Origin of the sequence: Pedobacter sp. UBA4863, assembly GCF_002399615.1 — a bacterium.
Taxonomy (GTDB): domain Bacteria; phylum Bacteroidota; class Bacteroidia; order Sphingobacteriales; family Sphingobacteriaceae; genus Pedobacter.
In genome coordinates this window covers 1-19,494 of record NZ_DHDZ01000049.1, presented here as the reverse complement: position 1 = coordinate 19,494, position 19,494 = coordinate 1, and the positions used below count along the sequence as shown (strand labels likewise).

The 19,494-nt window shown below is 37.4% G+C and carries 12 protein-coding genes and 1 pseudogene; 2 read left to right on the top strand and 11 right to left on the bottom strand.

All coding sequences use genetic code 11. The annotated features are described in order from the left end of the window. Nucleotides 1–350 (bottom strand): annotated as a pseudogene (locus tag B3I52_RS13110) (50S ribosomal protein L25); the annotation flags it as partial. A 90-nt stretch (nt 351–440) separates the two neighbouring features. Beyond that, nucleotides 441–1,382, bottom strand: coding sequence for a ribose-phosphate pyrophosphokinase (locus B3I52_RS13105; RefSeq protein ID WP_293301942.1), 942 nt, complete (start codon nt 1,380–1,382; stop codon nt 441–443). 378 nt (nt 1,383–1,760) lie between these two features. Between B3I52_RS13105 and B3I52_RS13100 the strand changes: the two genes are divergently transcribed. Next, the gene (locus B3I52_RS13100) at nt 1,761–4,880 is read left to right on the top strand and encodes a protein O-mannosyl-transferase family (RefSeq protein WP_293301940.1); all 3,120 of its coding nucleotides are present in this window, start codon (nt 1,761–1,763) and stop codon (nt 4,878–4,880) included. A 272-nt stretch (nt 4,881–5,152) separates the two neighbouring features. On the opposite strand, the gene B3I52_RS13095 is transcribed toward B3I52_RS13100, so the two are convergent. The 6 genes from B3I52_RS13095 to B3I52_RS13070 all read right to left on the bottom strand — a co-directional run bounded on the left by B3I52_RS13095 (nt 5,153) and on the right by B3I52_RS13070 (nt 12,940). Continuing rightward, nucleotides 5,153–6,115, bottom strand: a complete 963-nt coding sequence (locus B3I52_RS13095) for an acetyl-CoA carboxylase carboxyltransferase subunit alpha (protein ID WP_293301938.1) — start codon at nt 6,113–6,115, stop codon at nt 5,153–5,155. Nucleotides 6,116–6,169: 54 nt separating this feature from the next. Further along, nucleotides 6,170–6,343, bottom strand: coding sequence for a hypothetical protein (locus B3I52_RS13090; RefSeq protein WP_293301937.1), 174 nt, complete (start codon nt 6,341–6,343; stop codon nt 6,170–6,172). A 239-nt stretch (nt 6,344–6,582) separates the two neighbouring features. Next, nucleotides 6,583–8,160 carry a S10 family peptidase gene (locus B3I52_RS13085; RefSeq protein WP_293301935.1) on the bottom strand — a complete coding sequence of 526 codons (1,578 nt, stop codon included), beginning with the start codon at nt 8,158–8,160 and terminating at the stop codon, nt 6,583–6,585. A 71-nt stretch (nt 8,161–8,231) separates the two neighbouring features. Continuing rightward, nucleotides 8,232–9,497, bottom strand: coding sequence for an ectonucleotide pyrophosphatase/phosphodiesterase (locus tag B3I52_RS13080; RefSeq protein WP_293301933.1), 1,266 nt, complete (start codon nt 9,495–9,497; stop codon nt 8,232–8,234). A gap of 195 nt (nt 9,498–9,692) precedes the next feature. Continuing rightward, on the bottom strand, nt 9,693–10,964 hold the full coding sequence (locus B3I52_RS13075; RefSeq protein ID WP_293301932.1) for a DUF1501 domain-containing protein: 1,272 nt from the start codon (nt 10,962–10,964) through the stop codon (nt 9,693–9,695). Between the two features lie 8 nt (nt 10,965–10,972). Continuing rightward, nucleotides 10,973–12,940, bottom strand: coding sequence for a DUF1800 domain-containing protein (locus B3I52_RS13070; protein ID WP_293301930.1), 1,968 nt, complete (start codon nt 12,938–12,940; stop codon nt 10,973–10,975). A 296-nt stretch (nt 12,941–13,236) separates the two neighbouring features. On the opposite strand from B3I52_RS13070, the gene B3I52_RS13065 reads away from it, so the two are divergent. Further along, on the top strand, nt 13,237–13,599 hold the full coding sequence (locus B3I52_RS13065; RefSeq protein ID WP_293301928.1) for a rhodanese-like domain-containing protein: 363 nt from the start codon (nt 13,237–13,239) through the stop codon (nt 13,597–13,599). Between the two features lie 31 nt (nt 13,600–13,630). Here B3I52_RS13065 and B3I52_RS13060 read toward each other — a convergent pair whose 3' ends face one another. The 3 genes from B3I52_RS13060 to B3I52_RS13050 all read right to left on the bottom strand — a co-directional run bounded on the left by B3I52_RS13060 (nt 13,631) and on the right by B3I52_RS13050 (nt 19,215). Further along, on the bottom strand, nt 13,631–16,498 hold the full coding sequence (locus tag B3I52_RS13060) for an outer membrane beta-barrel protein (RefSeq protein WP_293301926.1): 2,868 nt from the start codon (nt 16,496–16,498) through the stop codon (nt 13,631–13,633). Between the two features lie 11 nt (nt 16,499–16,509). Continuing rightward, entirely contained in the window at nt 16,510–17,358 is an 849-nt protein-coding gene (locus B3I52_RS13055; RefSeq protein WP_293301924.1) for a hypothetical protein, read from the bottom strand. A gap of 93 nt (nt 17,359–17,451) precedes the next feature. Then, a complete protein-coding gene (locus B3I52_RS13050; RefSeq protein WP_293302021.1) occupies nt 17,452–19,215 on the bottom strand; it encodes a S8 family peptidase in 1,764 nt (587 codons plus the stop codon). Nucleotides 19,216–19,494 lie beyond the last annotated feature (279 nt).

Below are 19,494 nucleotides of genomic sequence, written 5' to 3'. Positions count from 1 at the left end.
CCCATTTTAACACCTGGAGAAGTTCCGGTTAATTTAACAGGAATTTCCATATTGATTTCTTTCTCATCAAATAATTGAAGAAAATCAACGTGTAACAATAAATCGGTTAGTGGGTGAAATTGAGCATCTTTAATGATTGCTTTTACAGCTTTACCACCAACAGTAATTTCCAAAAAGTTTGCTTCTGGCGAATAAATAGCATCATTTAAGTCTGCTCTAGTAACAGCGAAATGTACTTGTTCTGTACCTCCGTACAATACCGCGGGAACCTTACCTTCGTAGCGAAGCTCTTTGGCATCGCGTTTCCCTACGTTCTCTCTAAGAGAACCGCTAATAGCGATTGTTTTCATTTTATTATTTATTTATTTGTTTTTATCTGTATCAAGTATCCAGTATCGAGTATCAAGATGTGGCTTAAACCCTTTACTATCTACCTTTAATTACACTTTAAAAAGCTCGCTAATTGAGCCATACTCGTTAACGCTAGCAATGGCCTTGGCAAATAACTTGGCTGTACTTAATTGCCTAATTTTAGGACTTTCCTGTTTTAAAGGAATAGTATCTGTTACAATCAACTCTTCTAGCGCCGAGTTTTCTATGGTTTCGTAAGCTTTGCCAGACAATACCGGATGTGTACAAACTGCTCTAACGCTTCTTGCACCGTTTTCCATAATTAGCGCCGCAGCTTTAGCTAAGGTACCTGCTGTATCACAAATATCGTCTATCAATACAATATCTTGGCCTGTTACATCACCAATAATAGACATTGCCTCTATTTCATTAGCACGCAACCTACGTTTATCACAAATAATTACCTCGGCATTAAAGAACTTAGCAAAAGTTCTAGCTCGGTAAGAACCGCCCATATCAGGCGAAGCAATAGTTAAATTCTCTAATCCTAAGCTTTTGATATAAGGTACAAATATTACCGAAGCATCTAAATGATCTACCGGAATATCAAAGAAACCTTGAATTTGCGCCGCATGCAAGTCCATGGTCATAATACGATGAATACCCGCCGCCTTTAATAAATTAGCTACCAGCTTAGCACCAATAGCTACTCTTGGCTTATCTTTTCTGTCTTGACGGGCCAAACCGTAATAAGGAACTACCGCTGTAATATAATGTGCCGATGCTCTACGAGCGGCATCAACCATTAACAAAAGTTCCATTAAATTGTCACTTGGCTGATAGGTGGACTGTACCAAGAAAACATCACAGCCTCTTACAGATTCATCAAATGAAGGTTGAAACTCGCCATCACTAAATTTACTTAGCGTAACATTGCCAAGAGGTTTGCCGTATTCTTCGGCTATTTTGCTAGCGAGTTCTTTCGTACCTGTTCCAGCAAAAATTTTAACAGGGTTAAATTGTAATGGCATGATTTGCGGATATCAATGCTTGTTAATAAAAAATCGGGTTGCGGTTTTATTCACAACCCGAAGTGATTTGTTGTCCGACCTGGATTCGAACCAAGACAAACAGTACCAAAAACTGTCGTACTACCCTTATACTATCGGACAATCTCCTATTTCAAACGCTCTCTCAAACGTATTGCTGAAACGGAATGCAAATGTACGCACTTTTTTCACTTATGCAAATAACAAACAGAAAAATTTTAAAATATTTTTATTGAGCTCCCACTAAGGTTAATTTTTGTTAAATATGGATAGAAGTATAGCACCTATATCAATCTATTTTTTTAATTTCGGCAGCATTTATTATACCAACAAGGTTATAAAACCCTCATATTACTCCATATGAACTATTCAAAAATAAATAATATTATTGGCTGGGCATGTTTTTTCATTGCTGCACTTACTTACACCTTAACCCTTGAACCTTCTGTTAGTTTTTGGGACTGCGGCGAGTTTATTGCCTCTGCTTATAAAATGCAAGTAGTGCATCAGCCGGGCGCTCCATTATTTTTAATGATAGAACGTTTCTTTTCGTTATTTGCTTTTGGCGACACCAGCAAGATTGCCTACTTTATGAATTTAGGTTCTGCCATAGCTAGTGCTGCAACCATCTTATTTCTTTTTTGGACCATTACCGCTTTAGCCAAAAAAGTATTGGTTAAAAAAGATGAAGAAATTACAACCTCGAACTTAATTACCATTATGGGAGCTGGTGTGGTAGGTGCCTTGGCCTACACCTTCTCTGATAGCTTTTGGTTTTCGGCAGTAGAGGCCGAAGTTTATGCCCTATCATCTTTATTTACAGCTATTGTATTTTGGGGGATTTTAAAATGGGAGGCCGTAGCAGAAGAGCCAAAATCTGACAGATGGCTGATTTTCATTGCCTACATTATGGGCTTATCAATTGGTATTCACCTATTAAACCTATTAACCATACCTGCAATAGCCTTTGTTTACTATTTCAAAAAAGAAAAACAACCAACCACCGCTGGCATATTTAAAACATTGGGTATTGGCATTTTAATCTTAGCAGTAGTACAATATGGCATTATCCAATACTTGGTTTCATTCGGTGCCTATTTCGACCTTTTCTTTGTAAACACTTTAGGTTTAGGTTTTGGCATGGGCGTCTTATTCTTTGCTGCTTTATTAATCGGTGGTTTCGTTTGGGCAATAAAATATTCAATAAAACACCAAAAACGAGTTTTAAACCTGGCTTTACTCTCTACTGTGCTAATTATTTTTGGGTATGCCTCTTTTGCAATGATTTTAATTAGAGCTCAAGCAAAACCAAACTTAAACAACAGCGATCCGGATAACGCTTTCTCTTTCTTAAGCTATTTGAACCGTGAGCAATATGGTGATAGACCTTTGCTATTTGGCCCTAACTATAACTCTATACCTAAATATAAAGAAGATGGCTCTGCTCCTATTTATGTAGAAACAGGCAAATCTTACCGCAAAGGAGATACAAAATATGAAGTATCTGGCACTAAAACCAAACGTATTTACGGTGAAAACGAGAACTTCCCAGATAGTATCCGCAGGTTACAGCACGAAGTATTATTTCCGCGTATGTATAGCGACGAGGAAAGGCACGTAGGTTACTACAAAGACATGATGGGCTTTAGCGATGAGCATTTCCCTAGTTTTTTTGACAATGTAGGCTTCTTTATGCGCTACCAAGTTGGTTTTATGTACATGCGCTATTTCTTATGGAACTTTGCGGGCAGACAAAATGATAACCAAGGACAAGGCAGCCTTTACGAAGGGCAGTGGATTAGCGGAATTAAACCCATAGATGCCCTGCTTTACGGCGACCAAAGCAACTTACCTCCATCTATTACAGAAAGTAATTCTTACAACCGTTTTTATTTCTTGCCATTAATTTTAGGCATTATTGGTGCAGTATGGCATTTTGGCCGCCACCCTAAAGATGCGGGCATTATTGGCTTGCTGTTCTTCTTTACAGGATTGGCAATTGTACTTTACCTTAACCAAAAACCCATGGAGCCAAGAGAGCGGGATTATGCCTATGTAGGTTCTTTTTATGCCTTTGCCATTTGGATAGGCCTTGGGATTATTGGCATTAAAGAATGGCTATTTAAAAAAATTGATGCTAAAACTGGTGCAATAGCGGCAACTGTAATTGGATTATTAATTGCACCTGTGCTTATGGCAAAAGAAGGCTGGAACGACCATGACCGCTCTACAAAAATGCTGGCCCACGATATTGCGGTGAGCTATTTAGAATCATGTGCACCAAATGCCATCTTGTTTACCTATGGCGATAATGATACTTACCCATTATGGTACGCACAAGAAGTGGAAGGGATTAGACCTGATATCAGATTAGTTAACCTTAGTTTATTTGATACCGATTGGTATATCAACGGCATGAAACGTAAAGTACACCAATCAGAACCTTTGCCAATATCTATGACCGAAAAACAGTATGTTTCTGGAGTGAGAGATGTAATGTACCACAAAGACATGGGCATAACCGAAGCCGTTGAACTGAAACAAATTGTAGATCTCTTATTGTCTGACGATAGCCAAGATAAGCTGCCTTTACAGGATGGCTCTACCAGTAACTTTATTCCTACCAAGAAATTTAAGCTAACCGTTAACCCGCAAGACGTAATTAACACTAAAACGCTTCCAGAAAGCCGTGCAAATGAAATTGTCCCAAGTTTAGAATGGACTTTTAACAAAAGCTATGTAACCAAAGGTACCTTGGCCATGTTAGATATTCTAGCACATAACAGTTGGAAAAGACCTATCTATTTCTGTAGCACAGTACCATCTGACCAATTTAACGGCCTAGACAACTATTTATACAGCGAAGGCTTAGCATTAAGGTTGTTACCTTTAAACCCTGCTACTAGAGAGAGCGAAGAAGAAACCATAAATTTAGACCCGATGTACGACCACGTGATGAACAAATTTAAGTGGGGCAACATTAAAAACGCTAAATACCTAGATATTCAATCGGCAGATGACATGTCTATTTTCAACAATATTTTTAACAGCTTAACTACTGGTTTAATTAAAGCTGGCAGACTAGAAGATGCAAAAAAAGTAATGAAAAGATATGACGAGGTGATGCCTACTAAAATTTATGGCATACGCACAGCAATGGGAGTGGCTACCATGGCCCAAAACCTATATACTTTAGGCGAAACAGAGAAAGCAACTCAGCTCATTAAAAAATATGCTGATTATATTGGCAAAGAAATTACTTACCTAGGCGATGTAAGTAGAAGCAAAAATAAATTGGTAGGCCAACAACCTATACAAATTGGCTTGTTCTATGGGCTAATGCCAATGGCCAAAGTAGCTGCACAGTACCATCAACCAAAATTGGCTAAGGATTTAGAAAACCAAATTAAATCGTTATTTGAACATGGAGGTTTTGACAGATACTTCGGAGAATTGCCGCCAGATTTCATGAACCTGTAAAACAATTTTACAATCTATATAGAGAGCCGTTCCGATTTAAATCGGAACGGCTCTTTTTATTTGAGCCAAGAAGTAAACTAATCTTCTTTTGTATAATCAATCTGACAGTAGATTAAAACTAGTTTGCCTAAGCAATCTATAAAAACATAAAGCACAATCTACTTAAATCGAAATAAGATGGTAAATAAAACCCAAGACTAACAAGAAAGCACGACCAGTATTGATCGTGCTTTCTTTATGATAAACTCAGTACTACTACCGAACCTTTCTATTTACTCATTTACCACACCCATTGCACAGAATTTATCAATTCTTTTTGCAATTAGTTTTTCAGAATCAACTTTCTTAAGTGCTTTCAAATCGTCTAAAATTTGTGCCTTTAAGTTTTGTGCCATCTCTTCTGGATTTTGATGTGCACCACCTAGTGGTTCTTTAACCACACCGTCAATCAGCTGGTTTTTAAACATGTCTTCAGAAGTTAATTTCAAGCACTCGGCTGCTTTTTCTTTAAAATCCCAGCTTCTCCATAAAATAGAAGAACAAGACTCTGGCGAAATTACCGAATACCAAGTATGCTCTAGCATATAAACTTTATCGCCAATGCCAATACCTAATGCACCTCCAGATGCACCCTCGCCAACAATAAAACAAATGATAGGAACTTTTAGCACCGACATTTCTAGCAAATTACGTGCAATGGCTTCACCTTGTCCACGTTCTTCGGCCTCTAAGCCTGGGTAAGCCCCCATGGTATCGATAAAAGAAATAACTGGCTTATTAAATTTTTCTGCCAAACGCATTAAACGTAATGCTTTTCTATATCCTTCTGGGTTTGCCATGCCAAAATTACGAAACTGACGCTCTTTGGTGTTTTTACCTTTTTGATGGCCGATAATCATTACCGTTTGCCCATTAATAGTAGCAAAACCACCAATAATAGCTTTATCGTCTTTAACGGTTCTATCTCCGTGAAGCTCGATAAAATCATCGCAAATTAAATTAATATAATCTAAGGTTTGCGGACGCTCTGCATGACGAGACATTTGAACTTTTTGCCAACCAGTTAAATTAGCATAAAGACTTTTACTGGTATCCTCGGCTTTTCCTTCAAGCTCTGCAAGTGTAGCCGACATATCTACCTTAGTTTTATCGGCAATTTGCTTTACCTTTTCAATTTGTTGGTACAAATCTGCTAAAGGTTTTTCAAAATCAAAAGATGTTTTAAGTTGTTCCATATTGGGGCGGTAAAAATACGCATTTATCTGGAAACAATTGAAAATAAATTAAAGCTACTTATTTTTAAGCGCTAATTTAACAGCGATATACGATACCGCTAAAGCCAAAAACATACAACCTATACCAATTAAAATCATGGAATTACTTCCTTGCTGTATAAAGCCAACTCCTCTAACCGCTACGTAAATGGCAAAGACTAAACCGGCAAAAATGTAAAATATTTTCATTAAACCTCCTTGATTTTAAATGCGAAGTACGAAATAATCTTACCTCTTCGAAAAGGATTAAAGCATTCGTTTTGGCATTGCTTTGCACCTTGCAGTAAGGTGCTTTTTGGATTAGTACTACAACAACATCATTCTCTATTTTAGAACTGTAAGTTAGAAAAAACAAGCGGTATTTACAAAGGTTAATAAATACGTAAACCGATTTATTAACCGTTGCAGCGCAGTAGCTTACACTTCAACTATTCAAACTTAGCCGACTGCCCTGGTTTTGGTGTTGATTTTTTAATGAACTCACGAATGTGATCGTTACCTAAGGCCAAATCTATCTTACGCAGGTACATCATGTGGCCGCTCTCGTAACCTTCCCATGTCATTCGGTCTTTAAGCTTGCCACTTGGATCCATTTGCCACATATTGTATTTGGCATTAAAGTAATCGCAGGCACCGTCGTAATAACCAGACTGCACCAATACATGCAAATAAGGATTTTGGGCCATTGCAGCTCGCAAATTTTCGCCAGTATTATCGCCTGTTCTATCCCAAGGGTGTACAGGGCCAAACATATTGTATTTAAGGTCGGTTTTATAATTAAGCTCGTTACGTAAATACATGTTAATAGCTGGCGTAAAGGAATGTAACCACGATGTTAACTCTGCATTGTAATCTGGACGATCTCCGCCATCTGATTTATCTATACCCTTGTACCTAGAATCTAAACGTCCTACGGTAAAGCCTTTATCCCTTAGCAGCTCTTTCCAATAGAGGTTGGTAGAGATATTAAGGTTGTTTTGTAAAATCACTTTTTCGGAAAGGCCTGAAAAACGTGCCATTTTTAGCGCTATTTTCTTCTTCTCATCGGCTGAGAGAACACCTCCTTTTGCCATTGCAGGCACCAATTCGTTAATGGTAAATTGCTCTATTTCTGGCAACATATCTGTCAACTTTTTCGATTGTAAATCTGTTGGCAATACTTTATGGTACCAAGCTGTTGCTGCAAAGTAAGGTAAACGCAAAGCAGCATCCATAGCCGTACCTCTTTCTATGCCCAATTCTGTTGGCGAAACTAAAATTACACCATTCAAATACATCCAATGATTACTTTGCAGCTCTAAGGCCAAGCCAGAAACACGGGTAGTGCCGTAGCTCTCGCCAATTAAATATTTTGGCGATGCCCATCTGTTTGTGCGTGTTACAAAAGTGTTAATCCACTCGGCCAAGTATTTAATATCGGCACGTACACCAAAAAACCTATTAGTGGCTACATCTTTGCTTACCGTCCTGGAATAACCTGTATTTACGGGATCTATGTAAACGATATCGGCCACATCTAGGATAGAAGCACTATTATCCTTATAACCATAAGGTTGCACAGGATAACCTTCGTCGTCTATTTTTAATACTACTGGCCCGGTGTAGGCAATATGCATCCAAACTGAAGCAGAGCCTGGACCACCATTAAAAGAAATTACCAAAGGACGATTTTCTTTATTACCAACATCGGTTCTCTCGTAATAGGTATAAAATAACCCGGCCAATGTTTTTCCTTCTTCGTCCCATACAGGTAAAGTTCCGGCCGTTGCCTTATAGGGCACTGCTTTTCCGTTAATATTTACAGTATGGTTGGTAACTACTGCACTTTCTGGAACAATATTTCTCGAAGCGATATTGGTGTTTAATTTTACGGTTGTTTCTTCTTTAGCAGCTGCTGCGCCGGCACTAGCTTTTTGCGAAATGCCTGCCTCCGATTGCGAACGCTGTGCAAAAGCAAGCCCAGAAAACATTAATGTAAAACTGAGAATGGTAAAGGTTTTCTTCATTTTAATAAAGTTTAGGTTGTTAGTATAAATATCTGCAATGAGAATGTAAACACCTAAACAGCACTAAAATGTTACTTTAATATTGGCGCTAATACTTTAATATTACCATCTATTTTATGGCTGTAAGTTAAGCCCAATATTTTAGCCAATAAGGGATAAACATGTACATTTTCGAAAGAATTAATGGTTATTCCTTCTTTAAATGCTGGCCCCCAAGCATAAAATATAGCCTGCATATCAGGCATATCGTTATCAAAGCCATGTTTACCAATTGTAGTTGGCTTGCCTGTAAGGTTAAATATTTTTGGCAATCTTGGAATAAGAATAAGATCCCCTATTCTTCCGTCTTTATTGTCTTTTTTTCTATAATGCCAGCGTTTAGGCAGTTTATTAGTTAGGTAAACGCTATAATCTACGGCGTTCGCCTTTAAGCTTTTATACAGCGGCTTTATATCTTTTTTGTCTTTCGCATAAACCTGAAGCAACGCATCGCCGTTGGGCACCACAAACTTTTCTTTATCGATAATGGCAGGCAATGGCAGGGTATTTTTATTATCCACGTTAGTCATGCCATGATCTGAAACAAACACGAAATTTACCGGTATATTAAGTTCTTTGGTTATTGCTACCATTTTGGCTATACTTTCGTCCACTATCTTCACTGCGGTGGCGAGTTCTTTAGATTCGGCTCCAAAATAATGTCCGGCCACATCTATTTCCTGAAAATAAATACTGATTAAATGTGGTCTTTTTTCTGCGGGAAGCATTAGCCATTCCCTTACACTTTCAATTCTAGAATCAACAGGAATTTTATTGTTAAAATTGTACCAATAGGTTGGCCTAACGCCTTTCACGGCAGTTTCCGAACCAATCCAATAAAAAGCAGCCGATAGTAATTTTTGTTGCTCTGCCAAAACCCAAATAGGGACGCCGCCGTACCATGTACTATCTTTTATCGCATTAGGATCTGTTTTTACATACAGTTGTTGCTTTTTAGGATCGTAAAACGAATTGTTTACTATTCCGTGGTGAGAAGGGTACATTCCTGTAGCCAAGGTATAATGATTAGAAAAAGTAACCGATGGAAAGGATGGTTTCATCGAAGTAGCCTTTACTCCTTTTTCTCTTAATTCCAATAAGTTTTTAGCTTGGTATTTCTCTGCATAATCGTGCCTAAAACCATCGGCAGAAATATAAATAACATAAGGCTTATCAAGTTGTGAACTATCATTTGTTCTGCCAGCCACCACTTGTTGAGAAAGGTTTTGGGCAAACGAGCCAAAGCCCACGAACAACAGTATTACTACAACTAAGACACTATTCTTTATCGGTTTCATTCGGCAAAAATAAGGCTAAATTAAATATGCTTTGGTAAAATTATGATTATGCTAGTGCAAATTGAAAGTGTGCTCTTGAAGAAAGCTAACTATTAATTTTTTAGATGCGAAAAGCGGAAAGCTTTATTTTCATTTTATAAAAAAACCAAGACAACTTGAGTTGCCTTGGTTCGTTTTAATTAATTTTAGTGAGAATTATGATTTCATCACCCCTATTTTTTTACCATCAAAATCTGGGAACAAAACTTTATCATTTGCTATACCTAAATGCACATCTGCCACTTCACTGAAAACACTTCTAAAGTCGGTAGTTACGGCTAAATCTCTGCCATCTTCCAAATTTTCCTTAGCTAAAGGATTAACTAGACCATGTACCAGCCCACCATTAACACTATTACCTAGAATAAAATTACAAGAACCCCTACCGTGGTCGGTGCCGCCTGTGCCATTTTGCGCTACAGTTCGGCCAAACTCGGTCATGGTCATTACGGTAACCTCATCTTGGTACTTGGCCAAATCGTTCCAAAAAGCCATCATGGAGGTACTCAAATCATTTACATTCCTAGCAAATACCCCAGAATCTTTCCCTTGGTTAAAATGGGTATCCCAGCCACCAGATTCGGCAAAAGCTATTTCCATTCCTACATCCATTTTTATAAGCTGGGCAATTTGTTTTAAAGAATTACCCAAGGCAGATGTAGGATAAACCACATTATTTTCTGGTTTATAATTTTTCACATCTGTTTTTTGCAACATTTTAATGGCCTCGAAACTTTCTTTGCCCGTATGTTTCAATAAGTCTGAAGAAGTTTGGTCATATAAGTCTTCGAAGCTTTTTGAAGCCATTTTGGCTCCGGCTGCATTCCCTCGCAGCTGTATGTTAAAATCGGCCAGGTTTTTTATGGCTACCGCCGGGTTTTCGCCATAAAATGACCTAGGCAACGATGAAGTTAAACTTACCCCCTGAAATGGTGTGGTTGCCTCGTGGCCCAACAAACCTACCGCTCTATTTAGCCAACCACTTGTAGTTCCTTTTTTAAATGGCGTACCCGATTCCATGAAATCTTGCGCATCAAAATGAGACCTGGTGTTGTTTGGAGAGCCAATACCGTGTACTATGCTCAGTCGTTTCTCCCTAAACATAGGTTCAAAAGCCGCCATAGCTGGGTGTAAACCAAACTTTCCATCTAAATCAATTAATGGCTTTTCGTTGCTGGCTCCTTTTGCAGCTGTCATGAACAACGATGGACGTGCTGCTTTCAAAAAATCATCGGTAAATGGCGTTACTGCCATTAGCCCATCCATTGCCCCACGTTGAAAGATACAAACCAGTATTTTTCTTTTTTTGTATAGTGGTGAGTTTACGGTATTTGCTACTGCATCGACCACAAAACCAGGGATACCACCTAAGCCAATTCCAAATAAAGCTAGGCCACCGCCTTTTATAAATCCTCTTCTAGAAATCATAGCTTTTATTATTTACGTTGAAATTCTGGAGATCCAATAATTACACCTACTACTTGTGCCAACATGGTAGCATTGCCCGCTTGTTGTTTTATAACAGGATTTTCGTTGGCTTTTTTTCCGTTGCCAAGTTTAAATTTATCCGGTTTCTCCATCTCCATGTTCATGCTATTTATGTTATTGTTTTGTTTATCAGCATTACTTTTCTCGGCAGCCTTTGCAACTTTTTGCTGTAAATTGGGGTCGTTTAGCATTGGTTTTAATCTTGCTATTGTTTGTGCCAAGTCTCTTTCGGGTATAATTAACTTGCTGTAAGTTAACAATGCTGCTTCTGCACTTTCTGGCTCCATATTATTATTTAATGCAGGTAAATTTAAGCTTATGCCAGGTATGCGTTGCGATGCTAATGCCAAACCAAAATTCATACGGTTTAGCAACGATCCCGTGTTGATCCAATATTGTCCATTATCTGGGAAACCCGTTGGTGCCTGATAATAATACATTTGTTGACCCATTTTATTGATCCAGCTATATAATTCATAAGGTCTATCAATTTGAGCATTTAAGCTACGTACAGCACTTATAGCCAATTCAAATGGCGATTTTGTTTTCTCTCTTAACGCTTCTTCTGTCCAAAACTCTGGTGCATTTACCATGGTAATAATTACACTTTTAATATCTCCTTTAGAAGCCGTAAATGATTTTGCCATTTTATCTACTAATGATGCTGGCGGAACGTCGTTTACAAATCTTGTTGCAATTTTTTTAGAGATAAACTTAGCGGTAGATGGGTGTTCTGCTAACATTTTTAATAATTCTACGCCTTCTTCATAACCACCTCCGGCTGGAAATTTTCTTCCCAATACTGTTTTTTCTGAATTATCGTGTCTATTTATCGCAAACATAAAATCGCCTTCTATTACATAACCTTGCTCGGTCATTTTTTGCTCTCCTATCCTCTCTAGCGTTTTTTTAGCTGCCGCACCATAGCCAATTTGACCAATAGGACCTATAGACCAACCCGTAAGTATTTTCGCAGCTTGTGTTACATCGCTCTGCGTATAACCGCCATCTACCCCCAAGGTGTGAAGTTCCATTACTTCTCTAGCATAATTCTCATTTAAACCGCCTTGTTTTTTATTTTGCGCCGCTTTTTTTGTCCTTGCTAAACGCTCATTTGCTTTCCGTTTTTGTTCTGGCGTTTGATTAACCATCATCTCCATTGTCCTATCTGACATTGGCATATTAGTTCCAGAACTGGTAAAGTTATCTAGGTAAAGCAACATTGCTGGCGATTTTGCCGTTTTCATCAACAATTTCTCAAAGTTACCAAAAACATTTGGACGAATAACATCTCGCTCATAAGCAGGAACATAGGCTGCACATTGCGGCTTATTTAATGCTACGTTGAAATGATTAAACCAAAAATCGGTCATTATTTCTCTAAACTGATTATTTGAATAGGCCGCCCTTAGTATTTTTTGGCTAAAAAACTGGCGGAACAACTCTTGTTGAGGCCTATACCCTTTGGTTTTCATGTAGGCCTCTAAACCTTCACGTTCGTGTTTCCGGTTACCTGTACTAACAGAATCTTTGTTGATATATCCTTGGTCAATCGCAAACCTTCTAATACTAGGTGCACGAGGAAAAGTTTCATCTACTTGGGTATTAGTAAAGTTAATTGCGTCATACTTAGCAAGTAGCAGATTTAGTTCGTCATCTTTTAAATCACCTTCTAGTTGGTTCTTAAGCCATTTATCAATACCCATTTTGGTAATTTCTTTTACTTGGCCTGGCTGCGCTCCATAAGTAAAACGACTTAACAGATGAGCTGCAGCTTGTTCGGTGGTTAACCCTGCTTTTTTATAGGGCATGGCAAGTTTGTTTGCAAAGCCAATACCCCGCACAAACGAGCTACACATAATTGCACAAATAAACAAAATTGCACACCAGTAAAAATTACGAATATTACTTTTCATACGTTTTGGTTTAGTTCTTCTGTAAGACACTTAAAGTTTAAGAAAGGATTAATCAATAGTAAAAAAAATATTACACCTGCTAAAAATACATTCCTACTGCTATAAAAACAGCCTTTAATCTATTTGGTTTACTCTTTTGTAACTTATAAATTCTATTCATAAAAAACAATTCTAATGCAACACTAGACAATATGATACAAAACTTAATGACAACATTATACAGTAATTTAACGTTTACATATTACGGTATCGCGTATTAAAAAGCTACCTTTATTAACCATTAATTTTTAGATACAATGAGAAATTTATATTTAATGCTGATTGGCTTATTGCTGTCTTTTAGTGCTTATTCGCAAAAGAAAATAAGCGCAGCTAAACTAGACAGAAAATTAAAGAAGGATATTCAATTGGTAGATGTACGCACAGAAAAAGAATATCAAGAAAAACATATTGCAGATGCGGTTAATGTTGACGTTGAAAAACCAAACTTTGAGGATGCAGCACAAACTTTAGATAAAAACCAACCTGTATATGTTTACTGCCGCACTGGAAAAAGAAGTAGCAAGGCAGCCCAGAAATTAAAATCTTTAGGCTTTACCAAAGTTTATGACTTAAAAGGAGGTATTACTTCCTGGAATAATAGACAAGAAAAAAAATAGCTACCTCTCTAAATTATAAAGCTATGATCAACTAATAAAAACTACCGTCGCCTCTACGTATAATTTGACGCCCGTTACGCCCTTTGGCTCCAGTCCATTTTTGTAAACGAACGTTGGCCCTAACCATAAAATATCGGCTTAGTGCATTGGTACGAGTTTCAGTGGTCATTAAATCGGTTACGTTTACGTTAACGAAGTTGTTCTGTTGCAAAATATCAAAGGCCTGAAAAGTAAGGGAGGCCCTACGTTTCCAAAATTCTTTCTGCAAATAAGCATTAATTACCAAAGGATTACTTGTGATATTGGCGCTTATACCATTTACAAAATTTTTGCTGGCACTGTAACCAAAAATCAATGATTGCCATAAGTAAAAACGACCATCAATATTTAATGCCAAGGTTTTTGTATTTACTTCGTTAGGGCTAATGCTATTTTTTGATTTAGTAACATTGTATGAAACATTGGGATTTACTTCGAGCCATTCGTTAGGATTAATACGAGGGCCAAAACGTTCGGTAATATTCCAAGTATTGGTTACCCCTTCCTTATTATTACTCATAGAAACCCCATGGTTGTAGTTTACATTACCACTAAAGGCCAAGTTATATTTCCGGTTATTTAACTGCTTACTAATAGCGTAGTTACCCCCAAGTTTATAGCCTCCATTCATGTTTACATAATGCGTTTCGTTGCGCAATAACTGATTATTATTATTGAAAATTTGAACAATATTTCTTACCACAGAATTATCCATTAAAGTTCCGTTGGCATTTAAGGAGTAGTTTAATTTGTGGTTAGCGATATAGTTATTGTAACCGAGGTTAACAGTATGATTAAAAGTTACTTTCAAATCTGGATTACCCACAATGGTGTTTTGTGGATTTGAAACATCTCTAACTGGCTGTATCTGATCGAAAGTTGGTTCTTTTGCATTGCCCGAGTAATTAACTTGTAGGCTATGTGTTCTAGAGAATTGATATTGAAATCGGGCAATAGGAATAAGGTTAAAGCTGTTACGATGAGTGGTAGTGCCAAGGCTCACTTTTGTACCACTTAAAACTGCCGGCACCCCTGTTACACCCAAAGAGAATCTCACCTTAGATGTATTGGATAAACCATATCGGTAGTTTAGCGCTATACGAGCCTGCGTAAAAGAATAATCGTAGATATTGCTCAAGGCATCTACCACCGTTCGATGCTCCGAGGCATCAATATCACTTGTAATTGCTCTATTATCGTAACCATTGTAATTAACTTGCCCATTAAACTCTAATTGACTATTTGTTGCCAAGGGCTCTACATAGGTAAAACTACCTCGATAATTAGTGGTTAAATTTTTACGTTCTATTAATCTATGCACCAATGAATCTAATACATTGATATCATCCTTATAAAATTTAGTATTACGCTCTTGCTCCGATTCTTGATCCGAAGTATTGAAACTGAATTGTAGCGAAAAATTTCTTCGAGGTTTATTAAAAATATGCTGATAAAAAACCGTTGCGCCAATGTTGGGCCGAGTATTGCTTCCCAAACTTGTTCCCATTTGATTTTGGGTAATTAACGCTCCCGACTGACCAATATTAGACAAGCTATTTGTTTTTGTAGAAGAAAATGTAATTTCTGGGCTTACTCTTAAAAAATTGTTACTATCGATATCTGCCTCTACCTCAAAAGAGAAATTATGGTTTTTAGTATCGTTATTTCTTTCGCTTTCGTTACTAGAAAAAATGGTACCATTAGTACTGTAAAACTCTGAACGGCTACTATTTAAAGAATTAACATTATTAAAGTTATATCGGTAATTTGTATTGATACGTACTTTTTTACCTAATTGATCTCTGTACGAAAATGCAGAAGCTCCCCTATTGGTAGTTCCTCCACTTCCGCCGGCAGAATTGCCATTATTACCACCTAAAGCATTTCCGGCATTGCCCCTATTTCCACCTCCTCTATTATTTCCCTGGCCACCACCGCCAATTGCAAGCTCGTTACCATCGCCCGCACTTGCAACTCCATTTACGGTATTATTTAAGCGTAGGTTAACCGCTATATTCTGATTTCCGTTGAGCCTTGTCCCAAATAAAGAGCTCTCATAACGTTCGTTACTTCCTCCACCTGCATTAATATTTGCAGAATTACCCACAGATTTATCGGTACGAGTAACAATATTCAATATCTTTTCGGGATCACCATCCTTAATCCCCGTTCTAGCGGCTTGGTCTCCATAATCGTCAACAATTTGTATTTTATCTACAATTTCTGCTGGCAAGTTTTGAATTGCTGTTCCCACATCTCCACCAGCATAAACCTTTCCGTTAATTTTTGCTTTAGTTACATTATTCCCCTGATGAATTAAACTTCCATCGTTGCCTACTTCCATCCCTTCCATTTTCTTCAGCAATTCATCTACTGTAGCATTTTCCCTCACAATGTAATCACTTGCTTTATACTCTACCGTGTCGGTTTTATAAGTGATGGACGGCGTACCGCTAATTACCACTTCGTTAAGGGTATTAGCCATTGCTTTTAGAAAGACAGGATCCATCACTACTCGTGGAATGGCATCGTTCTGCTTGTACTTATTGATTTGCTGCTTGTAGCCCATCATCGTAAAACTCATTGTGTAAGTAGCAAGTTTCACATTTTTAAAAACAAAAATACCATCGGGATTGGTACTGGTAATTAGGGTATCCCGCTCAGAAGTTAAGCGAATGGTAACGCCCGGAATCCCTAAATCCGTGGTATCTTTAACAATTCCACTAATTTCTCTCGAAGCTATTGGAGGAGGAACATTTTTACCTTTTTGTGTTGGATTTTGAGCGTAAGAGATAAAGGCCAAGCACCAAATAAACATTAATACGCTTATTCTTAAAAGCGTTATATTTTTAATTTTCATATGATGGACCACTATTGTTTTTGAATAACATATTTACCCCAAAAATCTGTAGCCACCATTAAATCCTGACGGGCCGTATTTGCATTTCCTCCCCCAAAACTGCCTCTATTATTCCCTGCGCCAAAACCTCTGCCTGCTGCATTAGTTCTTAATGTAAAATTTACAGCATTAGATCTTCCATTTAATTTAATTTGATAGGTAATTTCTTTCTTCTCCTCCAAACTAAGCGCTAACATGCTAAAAGGTATAGCCATTTCATAAACATAGGCACCCTGTTCATCAATCTTGGCTACAGTTTTAATACCATACTCGTTATAAATAGAAATCAATGAATCTGAAATAGTAGGAAAACCTAACACCTTGATTTCTTTAATACCTGCAAGTTGTGTTTTTCGCTGTTCTAAAGTGATAGAATCTCGCTGTTCTTGTGTTTGTTCTGTTCTATTTTGTCCTAATCGCTGTCTATTCTGCCCTTGTCCACCAGGTCTATTTGCATTATTTCTAACTAACAATGGATAGGTAACTGTAAATCCGTCTGTTTCTTTTTTCTTGCCTTTTGTATTAATGGTAAAAGAAATTCCTCCAGCCATTATCTTGGTAATAGCATCATTGTTTATAGCTTTAACTACTAAATACAAATTTTTATCATCGTTAGCTACGGTATAAAGCAGGTTAGTTCTTTTATTATCTGCCGCAAACACATCGTCCCACTCTTGAATTTTGCCATCAATACGAATAGCTTTAGGTGCAACCACATTAGCGGTTTGTATCTCTGGTAACTTCTGAGCTTTAAGACTAAGATGCGCCATAGGTAGAAAAAACAGTACAGTATAAAATAGCTTCATTTTGTTGATTTTCATTTGTTGTCAACTAGCATAGACAAGAAAAAAAGTAAAAGGATTAACAAGCCTTAAGCAAAAAAAAATCCTCAGCGTAACCGAGGATTTTATTGATTATTTAGATGATTTATAAGTTTCGGCCATTTTTAAAGCATTATATGCATTTACAATGCCCCCACTTACACAAAGCTCCGAAAAGTTAACCCTTACAGTTTCATCCTTATCATTCTTATACTTTACCTTTCTGGCTACTTTGGTTACCGATTTCATGATAATTTGCTTTACTTCAATTGCAGTTAAATGCGGATAATAACTCCATATTAAAGCGGCCAAGCCCGAAACCACTGGAGCTGCCATACTGGTACCATCAAATTCTTCATATTTGGAGTTTGGCACTGTAGAATTAATCATAAATCCAGGCGCAAACACATCTACGTTGTACTTGCCATAATTAGAAAATGACGCTTTTAAATCGTCGTTATCCTTGTAAGCACTTGCGCCAACTGTAATCCAATTCTTTGCATGAGGTAGCTGGTATTTTGCTGTATCTAAGGGCGCCGGTTTTGCAAATGGATCTTTTCTCTGCATTTGGCCTCCATTAGCCATGCCATTTGGAGTTGGAGGTATAAAGGGCTTAACTTCTGGTTTTTTATTTTTTAGCGCATAAGCATCTGCTTCTGGACTATCGTAATATTTAGTAGGAAAATTATCTGTCACATCGTTATTCTGATTATCGTTGCCTGCCGCATGAACCAACAAAACACCTTTGCTATCTGCATATTTAATAGCTTCATCTACCACCTTCTTATCCCATTTATAGCCTTTGCCAAAGCTCATATTAATTACTTTTGCTCCATTATCTACGGCATACCTAATTCCATTTGCTACATCTTTATCCCGTTCATCACCTTGTGGAACAACCCTAATGGTCATAATGCTAACATTGTTTGCCACTCCCTTAATTCCAATATCATTATTTCTGTTAGCCCCAATAATGCCCGAAACATGCGTTCCATGATCTGCGTCTGGCCCCGTCACATCGTTATTTCCATAAATACGCTCATTAGAATTTGCATAATCATCGCCTACTAAAACGGCTCTCTCATCATATTGTTCATTAAGATTATACTTTAGCATTTGCTCAAGTTCCTTATATCCCTTTTCAATGCTCTGATAAAATTTTTCTATACTTCCTTCATCTCTAGAGCCTTTTCTCACAATCCTCTTAATATAGCCTTCCATCTCATCATCAGCTTTGTATGCTTCTATATCTTCTAAAGAGGGAATTTTCTTCTTATTAATCGTGGCTACAGAATCCATTACTTTTTTTATAGCTATATAAATGGGAAATGCAGAACTGGCTTCATCGTACCTTTTACCAAAATCTGAAACCACCCGTCTATAAAGCGCATATTCTACTTTTTCAGCGCTATCCAAAACAGTAGTTCTAATTACTGATCTATATTTAGGCTCTAATTTTCTTTTTATACGAACTAGCTCCAAATTATCATGTTCTAAATTTCCATTCTTAGAGCCAATAAAATTCCAACCATGTATATCATCTATATAGCCGTTACCATCGTCATCTATACCATTTCCAGGGATTTCTTTCTTATTGGTCCATATTAAATCCTTCAGATCCTCATGCTTAATATCTGTTCCACCGTCTATAACAGCTACAACAATTTTTTGCTTAGGCTTTTTATCCTTTAATAGCTCTCTATATGCTTTCTCTGTACTAATTCCAAAATAGCCATCTGCCAATAAGTCTAAATTAAACCAATTAGGAGGCAACTTTACATTCTTATCTTGCGCATAACCAGCGTTCGAAAGAACAAAAAGCAATAAAAGCAATATAATTTGTTTATAAATTCTCATCAAAATTTCTACATTAATAAATTGTAATATACAAAAATAACCAATTATAGATGCCAGAGCACTTTATGGTAAAAAACTTTAACAAAAATTAACAGGGAAACCTAGTAGTTTTTAAGAGAATGGTCAATCCTAATAAGACCAAATGTATGAAACACCTTTGAATTTGGTGTTCCACCATCTGGCAAATTGGATGTGGATGCCGGGCAACGGGCAATGGAGATAACAAAAAAGCCCCAATGCATTTAGCAAAGGGGCCGTTTAAGTTTAGGCACCGACCTA

Bases quoted from the DNA above. Each gene is read 5' to 3' on its own strand.
- B3I52_RS13105 (WP_293301942.1), bottom strand. From the start codon at position 1,382: ATGCCATTACAATTTAACCCTGTTAAAATTTTTGCTGGAACAGGTACG.
- B3I52_RS13100 (WP_293301940.1), top strand. From the start codon at position 1,761: ATGAACTATTCAAAAATAAATAATATTATTGGCTGGGCATGTTTTTTC.
- B3I52_RS13095 (WP_293301938.1), bottom strand. From the start codon at position 6,115: ATGGAACAACTTAAAACATCTTTTGATTTTGAAAAACCTTTAGCAGAT.
- B3I52_RS13090 (WP_293301937.1), bottom strand. From the start codon at position 6,343: ATGAAAATATTTTACATTTTTGCCGGTTTAGTCTTTGCCATTTACGTA.
- B3I52_RS13085 (WP_293301935.1), bottom strand. From the start codon at position 8,160: ATGAAGAAAACCTTTACCATTCTCAGTTTTACATTAATGTTTTCTGGG.
- B3I52_RS13080 (WP_293301933.1), bottom strand. From the start codon at position 9,497: ATGAAACCGATAAAGAATAGTGTCTTAGTTGTAGTAATACTGTTGTTC.
- B3I52_RS13075 (WP_293301932.1), bottom strand. From the start codon at position 10,964: ATGATTTCTAGAAGAGGATTTATAAAAGGCGGTGGCCTAGCTTTATTT.
- B3I52_RS13070 (WP_293301930.1), bottom strand. From the start codon at position 12,940: ATGAAAAGTAATATTCGTAATTTTTACTGGTGTGCAATTTTGTTTATT.
- B3I52_RS13065 (WP_293301928.1), top strand. From the start codon at position 13,237: ATGAGAAATTTATATTTAATGCTGATTGGCTTATTGCTGTCTTTTAGT.
- B3I52_RS13060 (WP_293301926.1), bottom strand. From the start codon at position 16,498: ATGAAAATTAAAAATATAACGCTTTTAAGAATAAGCGTATTAATGTTT.
- B3I52_RS13055 (WP_293301924.1), bottom strand. From the start codon at position 17,358: ATGAAAATCAACAAAATGAAGCTATTTTATACTGTACTGTTTTTTCTA.
- B3I52_RS13050 (WP_293302021.1), bottom strand. From the start codon at position 19,215: ATGAGAATTTATAAACAAATTATATTGCTTTTATTGCTTTTTGTTCTT.